General features: G+C 55.2%; 18 protein-coding genes. 15 read left to right on the plus strand and 3 right to left on the minus strand.

Annotation, left to right across the window (positions count from 1 at the left end; all coding sequences use genetic code 11):
* From dinB to Poly21_RS28190, 9 genes are all read left to right on the plus strand, one after another.
* Positions 1 to 1,091, plus strand: a 1,091-nt coding sequence (gene dinB / locus Poly21_RS03335) for a DNA polymerase IV (RefSeq protein ID WP_146406828.1), incomplete at its 5' end; no start/stop codon positions are given.
* 765 nt (positions 1,092 to 1,856) lie between these two features.
* Entirely contained in the window at positions 1,857 to 2,288 is a 432-nt protein-coding gene (locus Poly21_RS03340; RefSeq protein WP_146405572.1) for a hypothetical protein, read from the plus strand.
* A 262-nt stretch (positions 2,289 to 2,550) separates the two neighbouring features.
* Entirely contained in the window at positions 2,551 to 2,970 is a 420-nt protein-coding gene (locus tag Poly21_RS03345) for an ester cyclase (RefSeq protein ID WP_146405573.1), read from the plus strand.
* Between the two features lie 101 nt (positions 2,971 to 3,071).
* Positions 3,072 to 3,515, plus strand: a complete 444-nt coding sequence (locus Poly21_RS03350) for a hypothetical protein (protein WP_146405574.1) — start codon at positions 3,072 to 3,074, stop codon at positions 3,513 to 3,515.
* Between the two features lie 19 nt (positions 3,516 to 3,534).
* Entirely contained in the window at positions 3,535 to 3,945 is a 411-nt protein-coding gene (locus Poly21_RS03355; RefSeq protein ID WP_146405575.1) for a hypothetical protein, read from the plus strand.
* A gap of 292 nt (positions 3,946 to 4,237) precedes the next feature.
* A complete protein-coding gene (locus Poly21_RS03360) occupies positions 4,238 to 4,960 on the plus strand; it encodes a dual specificity protein phosphatase family protein (RefSeq protein ID WP_146405576.1) in 723 nt (240 codons plus the stop codon).
* A gap of 378 nt (positions 4,961 to 5,338) precedes the next feature.
* Positions 5,339 to 5,578 (plus strand): hypothetical protein, encoded by a 240-nt coding sequence (locus tag Poly21_RS03365; protein WP_146405577.1) that lies wholly within the window; start codon positions 5,339 to 5,341, stop codon positions 5,576 to 5,578.
* A 136-nt stretch (positions 5,579 to 5,714) separates the two neighbouring features.
* Positions 5,715 to 6,251: a hypothetical protein gene (locus tag Poly21_RS03370; RefSeq protein ID WP_146405578.1), complete on the plus strand. Its 537-nt coding sequence runs from the start codon at positions 5,715 to 5,717 to the stop codon at positions 6,249 to 6,251.
* Positions 6,252 to 7,034: 783 nt separating this feature from the next.
* Complete coding sequence (locus Poly21_RS28190; RefSeq protein WP_146406829.1) at positions 7,035 to 7,616, plus strand: zinc-ribbon domain containing protein; 582 nt, start codon at positions 7,035 to 7,037, stop codon at positions 7,614 to 7,616.
* Here the strand turns inward: Poly21_RS28190 and Poly21_RS03380 are convergent.
* On the minus strand, positions 7,588 to 7,842 hold the full coding sequence (locus Poly21_RS03380) for a hypothetical protein (protein WP_146405579.1): 255 nt from the start codon (positions 7,840 to 7,842) through the stop codon (positions 7,588 to 7,590). The two genes, Poly21_RS28190 and Poly21_RS03380, sit on opposite strands and share 29 nt — an antisense overlap.
* A gap of 3 nt (positions 7,843 to 7,845) precedes the next feature.
* Positions 7,846 to 11,355, minus strand: coding sequence for a hypothetical protein (locus Poly21_RS03385; protein WP_146405580.1), 3,510 nt, complete (start codon positions 11,353 to 11,355; stop codon positions 7,846 to 7,848).
* 149 nt (positions 11,356 to 11,504) lie between these two features.
* On the opposite strand from Poly21_RS03385, the gene Poly21_RS26975 reads away from it, so the two are divergent.
* Complete coding sequence (locus Poly21_RS26975; RefSeq protein ID WP_302117395.1) at positions 11,505 to 11,645, plus strand: hypothetical protein; 141 nt, start codon at positions 11,505 to 11,507, stop codon at positions 11,643 to 11,645.
* A gap of 58 nt (positions 11,646 to 11,703) precedes the next feature.
* Here Poly21_RS26975 and Poly21_RS03390 read toward each other — a convergent pair whose 3' ends face one another.
* The gene (locus tag Poly21_RS03390; protein WP_146405581.1) at positions 11,704 to 11,889 is read right to left on the minus strand and encodes a hypothetical protein; all 186 of its coding nucleotides are present in this window, start codon (positions 11,887 to 11,889) and stop codon (positions 11,704 to 11,706) included.
* 834 nt (positions 11,890 to 12,723) lie between these two features.
* Between Poly21_RS03390 and Poly21_RS03395 the strand changes: the two genes are divergently transcribed.
* The 5 genes from Poly21_RS03395 to Poly21_RS03415 all read left to right on the plus strand — a co-directional run bounded on the left by Poly21_RS03395 (position 12,724) and on the right by Poly21_RS03415 (position 15,895).
* Complete coding sequence (locus tag Poly21_RS03395; protein WP_146405582.1) at positions 12,724 to 13,002, plus strand: hypothetical protein; 279 nt, start codon at positions 12,724 to 12,726, stop codon at positions 13,000 to 13,002.
* Positions 13,003 to 13,128: 126 nt separating this feature from the next.
* Complete coding sequence (locus Poly21_RS03400) at positions 13,129 to 13,569, plus strand: hypothetical protein (protein WP_146405583.1); 441 nt, start codon at positions 13,129 to 13,131, stop codon at positions 13,567 to 13,569.
* 813 nt (positions 13,570 to 14,382) lie between these two features.
* A complete protein-coding gene (locus tag Poly21_RS03405) occupies positions 14,383 to 14,847 on the plus strand; it encodes a hypothetical protein (protein WP_146405584.1) in 465 nt (154 codons plus the stop codon).
* Between the two features lie 251 nt (positions 14,848 to 15,098).
* Positions 15,099 to 15,311 carry a hypothetical protein gene (locus Poly21_RS03410; protein ID WP_146405585.1) on the plus strand — a complete coding sequence of 71 codons (213 nt, stop codon included), beginning with the start codon at positions 15,099 to 15,101 and terminating at the stop codon, positions 15,309 to 15,311.
* 110 nt (positions 15,312 to 15,421) lie between these two features.
* On the plus strand, positions 15,422 to 15,895 hold the full coding sequence (locus Poly21_RS03415; protein ID WP_146405586.1) for a hypothetical protein: 474 nt from the start codon (positions 15,422 to 15,424) through the stop codon (positions 15,893 to 15,895).
* The last annotated feature ends 94 nt before the right edge of the window (positions 15,896 to 15,989 follow it).

Consider the following 15,989-nt stretch of genomic DNA (forward strand, 5'->3'; position numbering starts at 1 on the left):
CCGAGGGGCGTGGCGTTGTCGCAGCGGCAAACTACGAGGCGCGTAAATTTGGCGTGCATAGTGCCATGCCAATGGCGACAGCGTTGCGGCTCTGCCCCGATGTCGTCGTCTTGCCCGTTCGGATGAGCTATTACGCCGAAGTCTCGCGCCAGATCCGGGACATCTTCTTTCGCTACACACCGCTCGTTGAACCGCTATCGCTTGATGAAGCCTTTCTCGACGTTACCGGATGTGAGTCACTGTTTGGCACCGCCGCAAATATCGCTCGCCTGATTAAAGACGAGATCATGGAGGAAACGTCGCTCGTCGCATCTGTCGGTGTTGCCCCGAACAAATTCCTAGCGAAGATCGCCAGTGACGTGAGAAAGCCTGACGGCCTCGTCGTCGTCCCGCCCGATCAAATCCAATCTTTCCTGGATCCGTTGCCGGTGGGACGGATTTGGGGCGTCGGGAAGGTCACCGGTGGCTTGTTCGATCGACTTGGCATTCACACGATCGAGCAACTTCGCCAACGCTCGGTTGAAACACTCAAGCAAGACTTCGGAAGTCAGGGCGAGCACTTTTGGAAGCTGGCTCGCGGGATCGACGATCGTGCCGTTGTGTCAGACCGTGAAGCGAAGTCGATCTCCCACGAGACAACGTTTGCAACAGACATCGCTGACCGAGATCTGTCACGGGCGTGGTTGCTGGATCTGACTGAGCAGATCATGCGACGATTGCGGCGGAAGAACGAGCAAGCGAGAACGGTCCATTTGAAAATCCGCTTTGCCACCCTTCGGACGATTACGCGATCTCGGACGCTCTCGCGTTCTACAGACGTGACGGCCGAGGTTTGGCAAGTTGCGAAAGAGTTGCATGATGCAGCCCTTTCAGGCAATCGTTCGAGCATCCGCTTGATCGGTGTCGGAGTCAGCAATTTCAGCGGCGATCAGTTGGTCCAACAGACCCTGTTTGATGCGGACCCGGAAAGCCAAGAACACGCGAAGCAACGGAAACTGGATGCGGTTAGCGATGCGGTGCGTGATAAGTTCGGCAGTTCATCGCTGAGCAAGGGAAACACGCGGCCGCGAACTCAAGCAGAGAGTCGCTGAACCTAGTGCCGTATCGGCTGTGTCAGGATCCTCTTATGAGAGAAAAAGATCACTTGGGCTCAGATCCCAGGATCTCTGGGTTCTCTGCGACACGGTCGTCCACTCTCGGTTTGAAAGCTGTCCGTTGGACTCCCGCGACCAATTGGGAAGGGGCCTGGAACGCAGGCCGAGTCACCCGTGGCCTCTGAACCGACGCGTCCCCGAGAACACCGTTCCAAATCCGGATTTTAGCAATCTCTTCCAAAGAGTTCCCTGCCCGGGCGACATTGCCCGCCACGCCCTTTGTTCTCCTTCCTGGCTGCATCCCTCAGCGGACCCTGAGTCACACACTCTCCACATGATGTTCGTGCATGCGGTCGCCTGTTCGCCCCTCGCGACCCGTGCCGCTGGATTCTGCTTACAACCGGCCCCCGAACTTGCCATGCTATACCGAGACAGACGGGGGCCTGCGATAAGTTCCCGCCGAACCGGCGAGAGCACGCCTGATCGCTGAAGAAGTCGAAGGCACACCCGGCGATAATTCGTTTCTCTCGCCCTTATCTCCGGTCCAACCGGGGATGATTCCCGACCCGATCCAATACCGAGAACCCACTGGAAGCTCGAGTTGATGTACGCTGCGGCTCAGGCCGTGATACGTGGCGTGTCGCCCATCGGAGACGACGAACATTTCGATCCACGGCAGCGGGCAAGACGCCTCTTTTGAACTTCAAGATTACAATGGCCGCCACGTGATCGGCGGCGTTCCCCGACTGAAGAACCAAGGACATGACGCGATTCGCGACCACTGCTGAGATTCGAGCTGTAAACGATTCGTCGGCGTTCAACTACGCGTTCCGATATGCTGCATTCTATATTGCTGCAATCGCACTCAGCTTTGTTCTCCAGGTATTCAAACTCACTTCCACGAACCCAACGTTCTTTGCCGTGATGGTTGCCTATCTCTGCACAAGGCCCAGTACGAAGCCACGGTTTCGAGCGTTGTCAAGATTTGCAGTTGCAGTCGTTCTCTCTGCAATATTGTCGCTGTTGTCGTGGTTGGTTTACCGCTACCTCGGCAAGACTGAATCGACATCTGCTGCCTGGGTATTTGCTGCCGTGTTCTACACCGTCATCTTCGGCAACATCGAAAGCTTGTCGTATTGGTGGACTTGCCTTGTAACGCCAGGTCGATCACCTGAAACGAAAAACGAAAGATAACGATACTGTTTAACCCGGACGGTTCAGCTGAGCTTGGTTGTTGGGGCGTTGTCGCTAATGAATGAGTGGCCTGAATTGTGTGCATTGGCGAACAGGCGTTTTGCTCATGCCCTGCGGCGAGCCCCAGTGACGCACGAGAAAGCTTGCACTTCCGGGACGATTCAGACGCCCCGGTTCGCGTTCCCAATGATATGATCTTTGGGATTACTCGCGTCAGGCAATCGACCTCAGCGTGAGGTGATCCAATTCGAGATTCAATACAATGCAAAACAACAGAGATGTCGTCAATGGATTCGTCGAAAGTGTGCTGAATCGGGGACAATTCGATGCCACCAGTGAATACTTTTGGGAGGATGTGGTGGAGCAGGCTCCCTTTCCTGGGCAAGCTCCCGGAATCGAAGGGCTCAAGGATGTGGTACGTGGCCTTAGAATCTCCTTTCCTGACATGCATTGGACCATTGACGAGCAGATCACTGAGGGCGAAAAGGTCTTGTCAAGATTTCATTGGAAAGGCACCCACCGAGGCGAATTTCTCGGAGTACCCGCTACCAATCGTCCTGTATCTGTTTGGGGCATGGTAATCGATCGTGTCGAGGACGGACGAATCAAGGAGACACGCATCATCATGGATACCCTTGGCCTCATGACGCAGTTAGGAGTTCTGCTACCGCCTCCCAGGTGACTCGGCCCCAAAAGTGGCTACTCAAATCCATTGGACAGAAGAAATGACGGACTGTAAATCAGCGATGCCAATGAACCAGCGGCGTCGCAGAGAGTTCATCGGTGACCCCGAACCTAAACCTGTTCCTGGGCGCGTGCATCGACCTTGGGCTCGATCCCTCAGCCTGGATTTACGCTGAGGACCGCGGCCATCGCCTTACGTGGCCGGCCGCATCCGGCAAACTCGGCCCCATTGTCGTTCACGAGGACGGCGACGAGTTCATTGTCGATGTTGGCACCATCCACCACACGCACTTTCGCGGATTTCAATACCCGGCCACAACTGACGTTTTCAGGGCAGCGATTGACGCGGCTCGCTTCGTTCTCGCGGTGATGTCTGACGGTGTTTGTGTGACCGTCGACTACCTCGATGGTCGCTGCATTTGCTCCAGTCACTTTTTTCTTGACTCAGAGAATCTAACCCCGGATACTATCGGCAATTCGCCGGTGGGCGTCCGGGGTGGCAACATTCACACCGAACGCTTTCTTTGGTCCGGTCCTGTGTAATGAAAACGAGCGGAGGCGAATGAAAAACGTCGATCGAGAAATAGTATCACCCTACCATCCGCCGCCATCCGATTCGTCATCCGAAGCTCCTCGGTCTCCGGGATTTGGTCTGTATGTGGTGTTGGTGGCCGCACTTGGAGCCGTCATTTCACTGACGCTTCCTGAAGCGGCGAACCACGACAACATTTTTGGCCCTGGTACGAGATACTGGATAGCAGTGATCAACAACCATCGTTGGTTCACTCCGACCGTGATTCTGGGACCGCCTGTGCTGCTGGTGGTCCTGTTTGCATTGACGAAATGGTTTCTGCCTGATCATTGGAGCAGACGATTTCACTGGTGGACGGAACCGATCGAGGTTATCGCCGCCCGCCATCGTGTCTCTCCGAACGTCGCCGACGATGACAACGATAAACGACCACAGTTCTAAAATCCGGAATTTGTCGCGAGCTTCCTCTCGACTGACGAGTCCATTGAGCGAGTGAAAACGATCAGCACGTTCCCCGTCGAAATGTCCACTCGGACTGGAGTTTCTGCACGATTCTGCTGAATTCCTATGCCATCTACACCGATTCTCCCCTACAGTTTAGGCGTCAATGCGAAATGATTCTTCGCGGCACTGGTCTCAGCCACCGTGCAGGGTGTGTAGGGTGTGCCCTGAAACTGTCCGTTCAGCTCACCTGAATCATCCTCCACGCTCATCCCGCACCTGCAGCAACATCGTGCTGATTTTTCGCGCCTATGCCGGACAGGTCAATCCATTCGTGGAAAACTGGGATCACATTTGCTTGACCGACGTTGTGGGATCGCCCATATTCGGTAAGCGCTCAACCGGTGATAGGCCCCGTCAATCCGGCGACAACACTCGACAGGTCACCATAAGCACCGAAGGTCCAACCGCTGGTGACAATCCCTGGACCGACTTGCCTCCGCCTAAGCTGGCAGTGCTTGCCTCATTATTCGACAGAAATCTCCGCTGCGGTAACGTCACGTTGATTCGATCCACGCACCATAGTCTGCTCTTTATCGGCGACGCGATCAATGCTCGCGATTTGCGTCAACTCTACGATCGTGAAGTTGCCGCCGTCGTTGATCTCGCCGCGAATGAACCTCCTGCACAACTTGGGCGTGACCTAATCTATTGCCGATTTCCGTTGCACGATGATGGATCCAACTCGCCGCACTTGTTGCGTGCTGCCATCGATTGCGTGAGGTCACTCTTGCTTAACGACGTTCGTCTTCTTGTTGCCTGTTCCGCAGGCATGAGCCGGTCGCCCGTGGTCGCGTCCGCCGCTGTTTCGTTGCTGACTGGTGCTTCGCTCGACGATTCGCTTTCCACGATCGTTCAGGACTCGCCGCACGATGTTTCGCCAGCGTTCCTGTCATCTGTCGCGGAAATTCACGCTACAATGCTCGGTGCGGACGTGAGCCAAGCCGGCGATTAACGCACCTAAACCGCACTTCGAAGACGACTGATAGCCAAAGTATTGGACTGGAGCGGCGACAACTTCTGTTTTGATTTCAATGAATTGGATCTCCGCCTGGAGAACACACCGTTCGCCAACCGATTGAATGGTCGCACCGCAGACTCGTTCACAAAATGCATGCCGGAGACAACAATTAATAAATTGCTGATACGCCGCAATTTGCGTTTGCTTGGTGCCGTCACATTGATTGCGTTTGCTTGCATGTTTCTTTCGACTGCTGGACCTTTCCGATCCGTGTATGGCCATGGGGTTAGTGCAGAGGAGGCAAACGCGAGGCTGTGGCACTGCCACCTCCCTATGGATGCCAAGAACGTTTGGTTTGAATCAGGGTATCGTATGACGCGTGTCGAATGCGAACTTGGTCAGGATGCGTTCCGTTCATGGTGCGACTCCGTCGACTGGAAGCCAATCGTGATCGTCGATGACGTGCCAGAATGGGTGTTTTCCATGCGTATCAAGTCGTGGGTCGAAGTTCGACGAGGCCTTGAGTTCAGCAACAGGGACGGCGACGTTGGATATCGAGCAACTTTTGATGCTGACACACAAACGGCTTATGCCGTCTATAGCGGCGGGTAACGCTTTTCGAGAATTCCGTCCACGACACGGACGGCGAACCTTGCGATGATGACCGAGCGGCCGTGATTGCCGCTGACAATTGGAAAGCCGTCTTCTGCCCCAGTGATCTCTAACGCTCTGTCACCGACTATTTCTCATGAGTGGAACCTCCAAAAGAAGCCAGGAGTCCCGTGTAGATTTCGACGCGGATGTCAACTGGACCGAAATCCAACTGGTGGAACGCGATATCTGCCTGCTTTATCATCAGCTAGCTGATTACTCATGCATCATGGGGGATCTCTACTACGAAGAGGTGTTTTCGCTACCGTATTGGGAGTACCTTCACCTCGAAGAGTTGACTCCCGATCGCCAGCGATTTATTTGCGACGGCTGCTTGGTCATGCTATATGCCATGGCAGTGGAAGTCCTCGATGGAAGCGGAACCTATCTGACAATGGATCGTAATCGCTATGACGCGGTGCGTGATGCGTTGGCTTGCCTGCAGCCCAGCGGCTGCGATACGGATCGACTTGCTTCCGCTTTAAAGGCATTAATACGGCTGATAGACTGTCCCTCTTCGGACACCCAAGGATCCGTGTATTTGATGGAAGAGGCTGCCGACCTGACATGGGTGCATGAACGCTTTGTTCGCGGCTACTTCACTGACCGGGCAAGTGGATTTTTGCGAAAATGAATGCCGTTACCTCCATTATTGATAGCCAGTGCAAGAAATAACACTCCGCATCATGACAGGTCCATGGTTATTCGGGACCGCTGAATGACCATGAAGCATCAATTATTGAACGATCCAACGATTACCCGATCCGACTGGCGTGGTTTCTTTTGAATAACGCAAGATCCGAGAACGCATTGTAAAATCCGGATTTTAAACCTCTGTTTCGAGAGTCTGTCGGCCACCATCGAGGCGACTCGTCCCGAGCATAACCTGCCCGGAAAGTTGCATGCCAAACGTTCACGAGCTTGGGAATGCGTCGAGTCAAGCTACCGCCTCGTCTGAGGGGAGTGCTATCTCACGTCATTGTTGACGGAGGGGTGGGCGCCAGTGAGAATGGATGTGATCACCTGCGTCGGTGAGACCAGTCTGTTGGATCGATGAGAATACGCGAGGGTCACTCACCACCCCAACGTGAAGCTGGCGAGAATGCTGGGCTGCGGTGTGCTCACCGGATTGACGGCTCAAACGCAAGGTATCGGACTGAAATGAACCGATCTCAACACAATGCCGCCACCACTGGCAGCTCCGCATTGCGTACGAGAGAGTAGCAGACAACCGCTGCGATGAACCGTAGTGATGCGTTCTCAGTTATGCCAGATGGATTCGCTATTTCACCTCCTCTGTTGCAATGCCACGTTCCCAGTGACCTCCACGTGATTCCATGCTATGACGCGTACTGCAGACGCCTTTTCGGACTACGTGCTCCACCCTCGCTACGGGCGGGGGCCACGGATCACCGGCATGACAGTTCAACCCGGCACTTACTCGGAAGTCCGGCTTGGATGGTGGGCATCACCGGAAGACCGCATACCTGAAACTGCTATTGAAGCTCGACCGTCCCAACAAATCAAAGCGACAATCCCGGTCACGCACTACGTCGACCTCAAGCGACGATGTCGCGACTGTTCTCGGCCGTTCATCTTTTTCGCAGAGGAGCAGCAGTACTGGTGCGAGACACTCCACTTTTACGTCGGGGCAGACTGTGTTCGCTGCACCGAGTGCCGTAAGGAACAGCGTCGCGTGAATGGGCTGGCCGAGAAAAAGGTGGCCGGAGCCGAAAAGATCGGTTCCGGCCACCTTTTCAGTCCCCGCGCTCAAGCTCGCCTATCGGCTCGGAGCGTGCGCGGTCGTCCAGCGTGGCGGGCTTCCGGCCCGATTGTTGCGACGACTTCGTGTCGTCGCGGCAGTCGCTTCGCGACCCGCCAAGAACGCAAGCGATCACCAAGCGACGTTGGGGTTCCAACGGCTTGCGAGGGCGCTCGGATGGTGAATCGCTTGGCCGTCGGTCTCAAAATTACTTGCGACGAGCGAAGTTCAACGTAATTTGGCAGTGACTCTGATTTGTCGGACAGTAAACTCCCGGTGGATTGCCGCTCACCTTCGCCGCCTCCGGCGTCAAAGCCACTTGCAACCTCACGCCACATTTCGCACAGATAGGATGCTTGCCTTCCTCGATCAACGGACGAACGTCGAAAAGTTCATCTTCCAACCCATCGAAAACGAACTCGTCAGCTTGGAGCTTAGCTTCAACTGCTTCTCGATGATTCATAACTCAATATCCCAGGTCGATTATTTCTTGAATGATGCTGTAACGCTCCGATTGGCTCGGTCGGCGTCCTTCACGGAAGAAGAACTCGCGAGCACGCGCGGCGTATTCGCCTTTGCGAATACCTCGAAGACCGTTCAAATCGCCGGTAGTGCGAAGGAGATCAACGTGCTTGCTCTCATGCACCAGTGTTTCCAATGCATCTTGGACCGAACCGTTGTAACGACGATTGATATTTACAACACCCTTCAGCGATGTTTGGCCAGCAAGATCATCAGCACGATTTACGATCCTGATATCGAATCCCATTTGCTGTAGCTTCTGATACGCTCGTGCCGCTTGAGGGTTGGAACTGATTGCTTCGCCCAACTCACGCGCCGTAAAACTACCAGGACTTCCGGCATCAATAATCTTGCCTGCACCCTTTGGGGTAACCGCCTTCTTCACATCAGACACGGCATCGACGGCGTCGTCAACCAAGCCGAGAGCGCCCTTGCCAATGATGCCGAGGCCGCCTCCTACGCGGCGGATGGTGGAGCCCATAGGCAGGACTCCCAGGCCTGCCCCGGCGCGGTCAGCAAATGAGAGTTCGCCGAATCGGGCGTCGTAGCCGGTGCCAGCTTCCAGCCCTCCTTTGATGCTGCCGAATATGGGTACTTCATCGGCGACGGCGTTGGCGACCTGGTAGGCTCCTTCGGCCATGAACGCCTTGAAACCCGCCCAGGCGGCGCTGCCGCCACCGTCGTCGTTGTAGGGTACTGGTTCGCTGCCGCCGCCCTCATCGTCGTCATCAGGCGGTGAGTCTTCTTCATCGGGATCGTCAGAGGATTCCTCTTCGCCCGAATCGAACGGGTTGCGTTCGCTCTCCTCAAATTCGACACCGACATAGTGCTCCGGTGTGATGCCGAAGTCGGCCTCGTCCGTCCAGTCCACCAGTTCGTCGCGTTCACGTAGCAGCGGTTCGGAATTCTCATCAGCCGTGAAGTGCCACGTGTAAGTTGACTGCTCGCCTTTCACATACGTTGCCATGCCTGGTTGATCACCGGGAATAATCATCCAGGTATACCCGGCGAACTCGTTGAAACTCTGGCCGATGCCGCGGTCCTCTACCGAGTAGGTATCGATCAGTGAGCTTTCATTTTCGCCTGCCGTCCACTCGAACTTGCTGCGGATCTTTGTCGTGGAGAAGAATACTCCGCCCGAGGTGTCGCCGTTCTGATGAAAATGTTCCTCATCCGATCCGATTGACCGAGCGTCACTGCCGAACAGGTGCAGCAGGGCTTCATCAAATTGATCCTCATCGCTGAGTTTAATTCCGTCATCCGGCGAAACGGAGAATTCGTATTGGCTCGATCCGCTACGCGTTCCAGCAAAGCGTTCGAATTCATTTTCGTGCCCGTGCAGCGAGCTGCGACGGGCTTGACTGGCGAAGATCAGTTTGCTGGCGAAGTCGACGCCCTGATCGGTGCTGTAATGAAGCGTGAAGTCAACGTCGATCGGCAGATCATCATCGCCGTCATCAGGCTCTGCGTCACTGCCGGAATCCTCTTCGGGATCGTCGTCAGATTGCGCCTCCAACTGAGACCTCAGCAGTGCTGCCAGATCGTCCAGCTCGGCAGTGAAACCGACGCCAAAATCGGTTTGACCGTGCCCCTTGGCGAGGTCAGCGAAATACAGCGATTCGTCGCTGTAGTTCGGAGTCAGTTCTCCCTCATCTTCATCCGCCAATGCTCCCTCCAGAGCATCGCGTCCCAATTCCGGGTCGGTGCTGGCGTCGGGCACGCTCGGACCCGCCGCAGGATCGCCTGAGGAGGTCTGGAAAGCGACGAAGAGTGCATCCGACCAGGCTGAGCCTGACTGGACGCGGAAGTCCGACGAGACGGTGAGCGTACCGGATTGCGGCAGCAAGGGTTCATCCTCCTCTTCGCCGCCTTCTTCGCCCTCGTCTGGAAGATTCAGGTCAGTGGTGGGTAACACGAGCGCGACGGTGAGGCTGAGTTTTTCAGAAACAATTTGATAGGACCGAGCCCGGGACGCGAGTTCCAGGTACAGGCCATTGCCGCCCGGTTGGATTCCATTGAGACTGTCTTGCAGGCCTGCCGAGCCAGCCAATGCATTGGCGTTATTGGCTGCACCGTCCCCCTCAGGCTCGTCCCCTGCGTCATCCACAGGTGCGAGCGAGTTGAGATCTCCTTCGCTGACTATGAACGTGAACGAGCCGCCCATCATCAGTGTCGAAACGCGAGAAGTCGCTATCGTGACCGTGCGTGATATACCCGGCGTCCCATCGGGCAGCACGACATCGGATTCCACGACCGTGACGGTCGTCGAGACGTCGATGCGGAATCGCACGCCCGATTGATTTCCGTCATTGCCGCCGATGGGCTGGGGGGCGGGGCCGGGGCCGTCATCGGGCTCAGCGTCGGGGTCGCCACCGCCCGCTGCATCGCCGGTGAACCGTGAGAATGGATCGGACGAACCACTCGATGTATTCGAACCGGCGTTCTGTCCTGACTGCGAACCGCTTTCAATGCTGGCGTCATCCACAGAGCCACCAGCATCGTCAATCCAACTTTCGGGAACCTGCCAGTACGCCGGATCATCGCTGGTTGCATCCGAATCAGGCAGCGTCCCGGTATCGAACGTAAATGTGTCGGCGATGGTGTAGATCGTGGTGGTTTGTTTCCCATCGACGATACTGATGCTCAGAGACTCTGTACCGGTTCGTTGAAACGTGACGGTTTGACCATCCGCATTGGTCGACTGTTCGTTGCTGGAGTAGGTTCGCTGTACCGACTCGTGAATCGACCATTGATCTGGCCCAGTGAATTGCTGGGACGAAGTCGATTGACGATCGCTGCTGACGGTTTTCGTACCAGTACCAAGGTCAGGGTCGGTCGTCGACTCCTGTGGATCGGATGCCTCGTCAGTGACGACGTCAACTGTTTCGTTGTTCTCAGGTGAAACAGTTTGGTGATCGTCACCGAAATCGAGAGTCGGAAGTTGCAGTTCAAATTCCAGTGGCCCGTCGATGAAGTCGAACGCCTCCCAATCAAACCGGGGATCAGTTTCAGCGGGCGATTCCGGATCCGGCGTCGGATCGGAATCCTCTTCGCTGTCGTCGATCGCCTCGTCCGGGTCTTCTTCATCACCGTCCTCGGACTCATCCTCATCATCGGCAGCTTGTTCTTCCTCTTCTTCGGCCTCGTCCCATTCGTTCTCGAAATACTCTGATGCGGAATCTTCAGCGTTGTTAAACTCGTCTTCGTAGTCTTCGATGTCGGACGCCACTGGACTATTCTGGGCAGCATCCCAGTAGTCAGGGTCCTCGAAGCTTTCCGTCATCGCCGCCAATTCATCATCGCTATAGGCATACTCAGCGTCACCGTATCCCGGATCATTTCCGTCGTTGGTTTGTGTGTACTGATCCGCGTAGCCTTGCGCCACCTCTTCGTATTGATCATAGATGTCGGGTTCTTCATCAGGGGGCACTCCTGGTGGAGAATCGGCCGCCATCAATCGACGCGACTCACACCTTTCGACTCTCAGGAGTCGATGACGGCGATGTCGTCGCGTCGCCGAGTGAAGTGGTTGTTCGCAGCGCCAGCTCACGCTTCGCTGGGCGACGCTACAGACCCACTGATAGAGAACTGCGATTGCACGAAATGACATTGATGGTCCTTGCTGACCTCACCGAGAGGATGGGTTTGCAGGACGCTCTGCTGAGCGATGCGGCAGCAATCTACATGTCTACGGAGTCAGTGCAATATCGATCTGGCAAAGTTAACTATAGCTTCACCCATTGAACATATTAGATGAGTCGACGCATAGTTCGCACGCGTCAAGACGCCAGGGTGAGCGCATTTAATTGACGACGGGCACCGAGTTTAGAATTTCCAGCAAGAACTCGAAGTCGTATCCAGCGCGAAGTCGCTTTTGACGGATGTGGATGTTTGGCTCGGGGACAGCATTCAACTCGACGCCCTTTCGGTTCTGAGCGGACTTTCCGTTGAATCTGGTCGCGAAATCGAGCAGTTCGTCGAAGAGCATGCCAGCCGCAAGTGAACCGACGGATGCGAATGATCAATGGATTCCACTCGCCTTTTCCTCCGCGACGCCATGTCGGCTGTGTAGGCCGGCAGGGGCCTCTTATGGGAGCGCACAATATGAACGGGGCTCTGCTCCCGGGAGCCTCCGACTTCACCGTGGCACAATCTGGATGCTGGAATTGCTCGGCCGGACGCTCTCGATGCTATCATGAAGTCGCTTCCAACGCAGTCCGAGTCACCGGTGACCCAACTGACGTTGATTCTTTGATTAAAGATATGTCAGAAAACGTGTTGTAAAATCCGGCTTTTAAACCGCCGTTCTGAAGGTTTGGCGGCCGGCGTCGAGGCTACACGTTAGCGAACATTGCCTGTCGGAAAGATGCATTTCAAACGTTCTGATCATTAAAATGCATCCCACCGACGAAGACACTGCTGAGCCCTCTGTAGCGTCTGACGCGACTGTTCTGAAACCGCAAGACGGCGAATAGCGATTCCGTGTGCACTGGATCAGAGCAGTCAGATCTTTCTGGAAATCGTAATTTCCTTGTCGCGACCTCACGATCGGTGACGGCATTCCCCGGCATGCCCAATGTGAAGATAGCGAGAGCGCTGCTGTCTGCTGTTCTCACACGACCGACCGCTGAAAAGCAAGTTGTTTGACTGAAGCCCATTTACTGCGAGTTTGACACTGCCTGCTGTACTTCGATTATCTGGCAACCGCCAAGCGATCGCAAACATCTTGAGCGACTGCTCGCTTTCGTTCAAGGAATCTCACGCTTCAACACGTAGGCGACGTATTGATCCAACCGGACAATACCCAACTACAACGTTCAACTTGACGATATCGGACGCATCCGGTGACTCTGTTCCGCTTCAACTTGACGAAAGCCTCGCCTTCCTTCGAGCGAACATCGCGGCGATATCGCGATTGGCCGACGTCGCCGCGGACTGCAAACTGACGCTCGATCTGTCTTGGAACTTCCCTCGTGGCACCATCGGGCAATACAATACGCTACCGGCAGAGTTGATGGGCGTGATGTCGTCCCTCGGCATCGACTTGATGCTCTCGGTGTATGACATCGCCTCACGTCCCAAATCCCCAAACAGTGATTAGCGAGGCGATAAACCGGAATAATTTGCTCACCGCTACAGCGGTTGGTTTCGCCATTTTTGACGCGTTCGCTGGGATCACCTTTCTCGGGTATCGCCGACGCACTCCCATGAAGGCGCTGACATTGCTGTGACATCAAACCCATACGCTCCGCCCACGACAGAGTTGACGCTTGTGGCGCCGAACGCGGCGACTCAGCGGGCTCGTCGTGGACCTGCCCTCTATATAGTCGGTTTAGGATTTCTGGGAGGGGTTGGTTCGATACCGTTTCTCGCACTTCAGAATCCGATTGGATTCGTCGTAGTGCTCACCGGGTGCATCCTAGGCGGACTGGTCTATCGCATTCGGTCACGCGATTGGCCGCACGACCCGACAATTCGTCAAAAGCAAATCCTCTACTCGGCACTTGCTGTCGCGTTGCCTCCTGCGGTCTTGTTTCTGTTCGCAGGGCCCAATGGACAAGGACCCGCAATCGTGATGATCGGATTGATTGTTGGCGTGTCGGTTGCCTGTGGTATTTTCATCAGTGGAACACGACGCCTCAACATACCGCTGAAGGCAGCACAATGACGTGCCCAGGCGGAGGGCTTGCGGCGTCTGCTAGAATGGGTGATCAGCTCACTGTCCGCCGTGATTTGCCGGAAACCCTCACAACTGCAATGGAGCGTTCGCATCGACATCCGCTGATGACGTGGCTCATCCGTTTTCTCGGATGGGATGGGCTCGTGCCAGCGGCAATCTGGCTCCTACCATTTGCGGTTAGATTGCTAGTGCCGAAGGTCCCACTACTCATCGAAGTAATGGCTGTCATCCTGCCGATTGTCGCGTTCTTTCTTCGTTTCAAAGTCGGCGTCTGGCACATCTCCATAAACCGATGCGGACGTATCGTTCGATCTGGCCAATTTGTTGCGTTGTGCTGTGCGATACTTGTGCTCGCTTTGGTTGACGCGGTCATCATCCTCACCAACGTGATGCCGGAGGGTGCTTTAACCAGATCGGATCTAGTGTTTCTTGGCTACATCTACGTCTTTTACCTATCGTGTATGATTTTTGCACTTTATCCTGGATTGACAAATAGCCCGAAACCACCACACGAGTACTGCGAATAGAAAAGCCATGCAACGGGACCGCGTGTCAAGGTTTTTTCGCAGTGGATGAACCTGAATCGCTCGTCGCGGCCCGCTGCTGGCGAGCGTCGTCCGACTGAAATCCGACTCCCCACCTATTGAGCTGGAACGATCGATGAGACTCTTGATCTGCATTTGCTTGCTCGCTGTCACTGGCCTCGTTCACGCAGAGGATCCGACATCAGCACCCGAAGCCGAAAAAGCAAGCGATTGATCAGCCTGATAGGAAGCCTGCGGCAATGGGGGCGAGACTGATATGAAACCAGCATTTGCAAATCTTGAAATCGATCTCTGGGTCCATTGTGGAAAGCTCGGCTTCACAGAACCTTCGCTTTGCCTACATCACGATTCACTGGATTCCGGATCACCGATTCTCAATGCCCTGAACGAACTGACGGGCGAGAAGTGCCCAGCACAACGCAAGCTCACAGTCGCCGCTTGTTCTCGCGAACGAGCCATGTCGAACTTGCGGCTGATGGTTGTTCCCAAGCGTGAAGACTTACGGGTCATGAGCGTCCGGCATGACTCTGATACTGCGACAATTGAAATGACTGGCGCGGGCCTGAGATTACTGATTGAAGCGTTCACTTCTTGGCTCAACGGAGCGGAGGATTTTGGCATCTCACCGCGACATTCTAGCATGAAGCCAAAAGCTTTCGGTAAACTGGATCGTGAGTCAGGCGAGCTATGGTTTTGGGGGCCGAGCTTGGCTGGACCGTAGGCGACTTGCAGCAAGCGAAATGGTCGAGATCGCCCCCAAACAATCGTTGGATTGGCGAGCGGAGGAGACGGATCTCTGGACTGCGGTATACTCGAAAACGCTCCTTAAAAGCCGGATTTGAAAAACGCATTTCCGAAGGTCCGTCTGTCATCGCCGAGACCGCACGCTCGCGAGCATTGCCTGCTCGGCAACGTGCAGGAGTCGGTTTACTAAGGTGGAAACTCAGTCGTAACGAGCGATGACCACGGAGGGTGCTTTCCCGGTTCTTGTTGACGGGTGACCCGCTCACCGGCGTTCATGCAACCATCGAAACTCGACTCGGTAAGTACGAGGAGATCGACAGCATTCCGGTGCCAATGGCATTCTCGGCAACATCCGACGGTACAAAAATGCTTGAAGTGGAGATCACGCGCGTGGAATTCAAAGATTCGCTGCCAGCATCAACTTTCGCTAATCCGATGTAGTCGGAACTATGGCAGACACCGGAGGACAGGTGGCCTATTTGCTGCTCAGCATGCAAGCCATTCGCACTTCCTCCGTGATCTCTAGCTTTGGTCCCTGAAATCCATTGAACATGATGCGTCGACTCCTCCTTTGCACTGCCGTTGCGATCGTACTGGGCGTCATCGCGATTGTCGGTGCTGCTATCGCTTCGCTGAACCGTCTTGACGATGCTTACGCTCAATGGGGTGCCGCCGACATGCTCGTTGACTACATGAGCGACCACGATGGCGACTGGCCAAGCCAATGGGCTGACCTAAAACCCTATTTCGACGCTGGTGGAGGCCGTGTCTCTGGCTGGGACTTCAACCGGTTCACCGAACATGTTTGGATCGATTTCACTGCGAACGCCGACGATCTGCGTGCCGCGTCTGCTTCTTCGGACTCCGCTCCGTTTGACGTTGTCGGCTCAACGTCCATTTTCGGCCCATGCTTCGGGGATGGGCCAGATGGTATGCTGCATCGTCATTTTAATCCCGACGCACCTAACCCGAACCCACCAACAACCGCAACCGTCGTGTCGACCGTCCCTCAACGCGGCAGATGACGAGAAGGTTAAACTGCTATCGCTGTGCCGTCAGACTGTTCTCGTCGCAACGACAACTGGCAGATAAGTTAGTCGCTCAAACCTGGAACCAGCA

It is taken from the genome of Allorhodopirellula heiligendammensis (assembly GCF_007860105.1).
In the GTDB taxonomy this organism is placed as follows: domain Bacteria; phylum Planctomycetota; class Planctomycetia; order Pirellulales; family Pirellulaceae; genus Rhodopirellula; species Rhodopirellula heiligendammensis.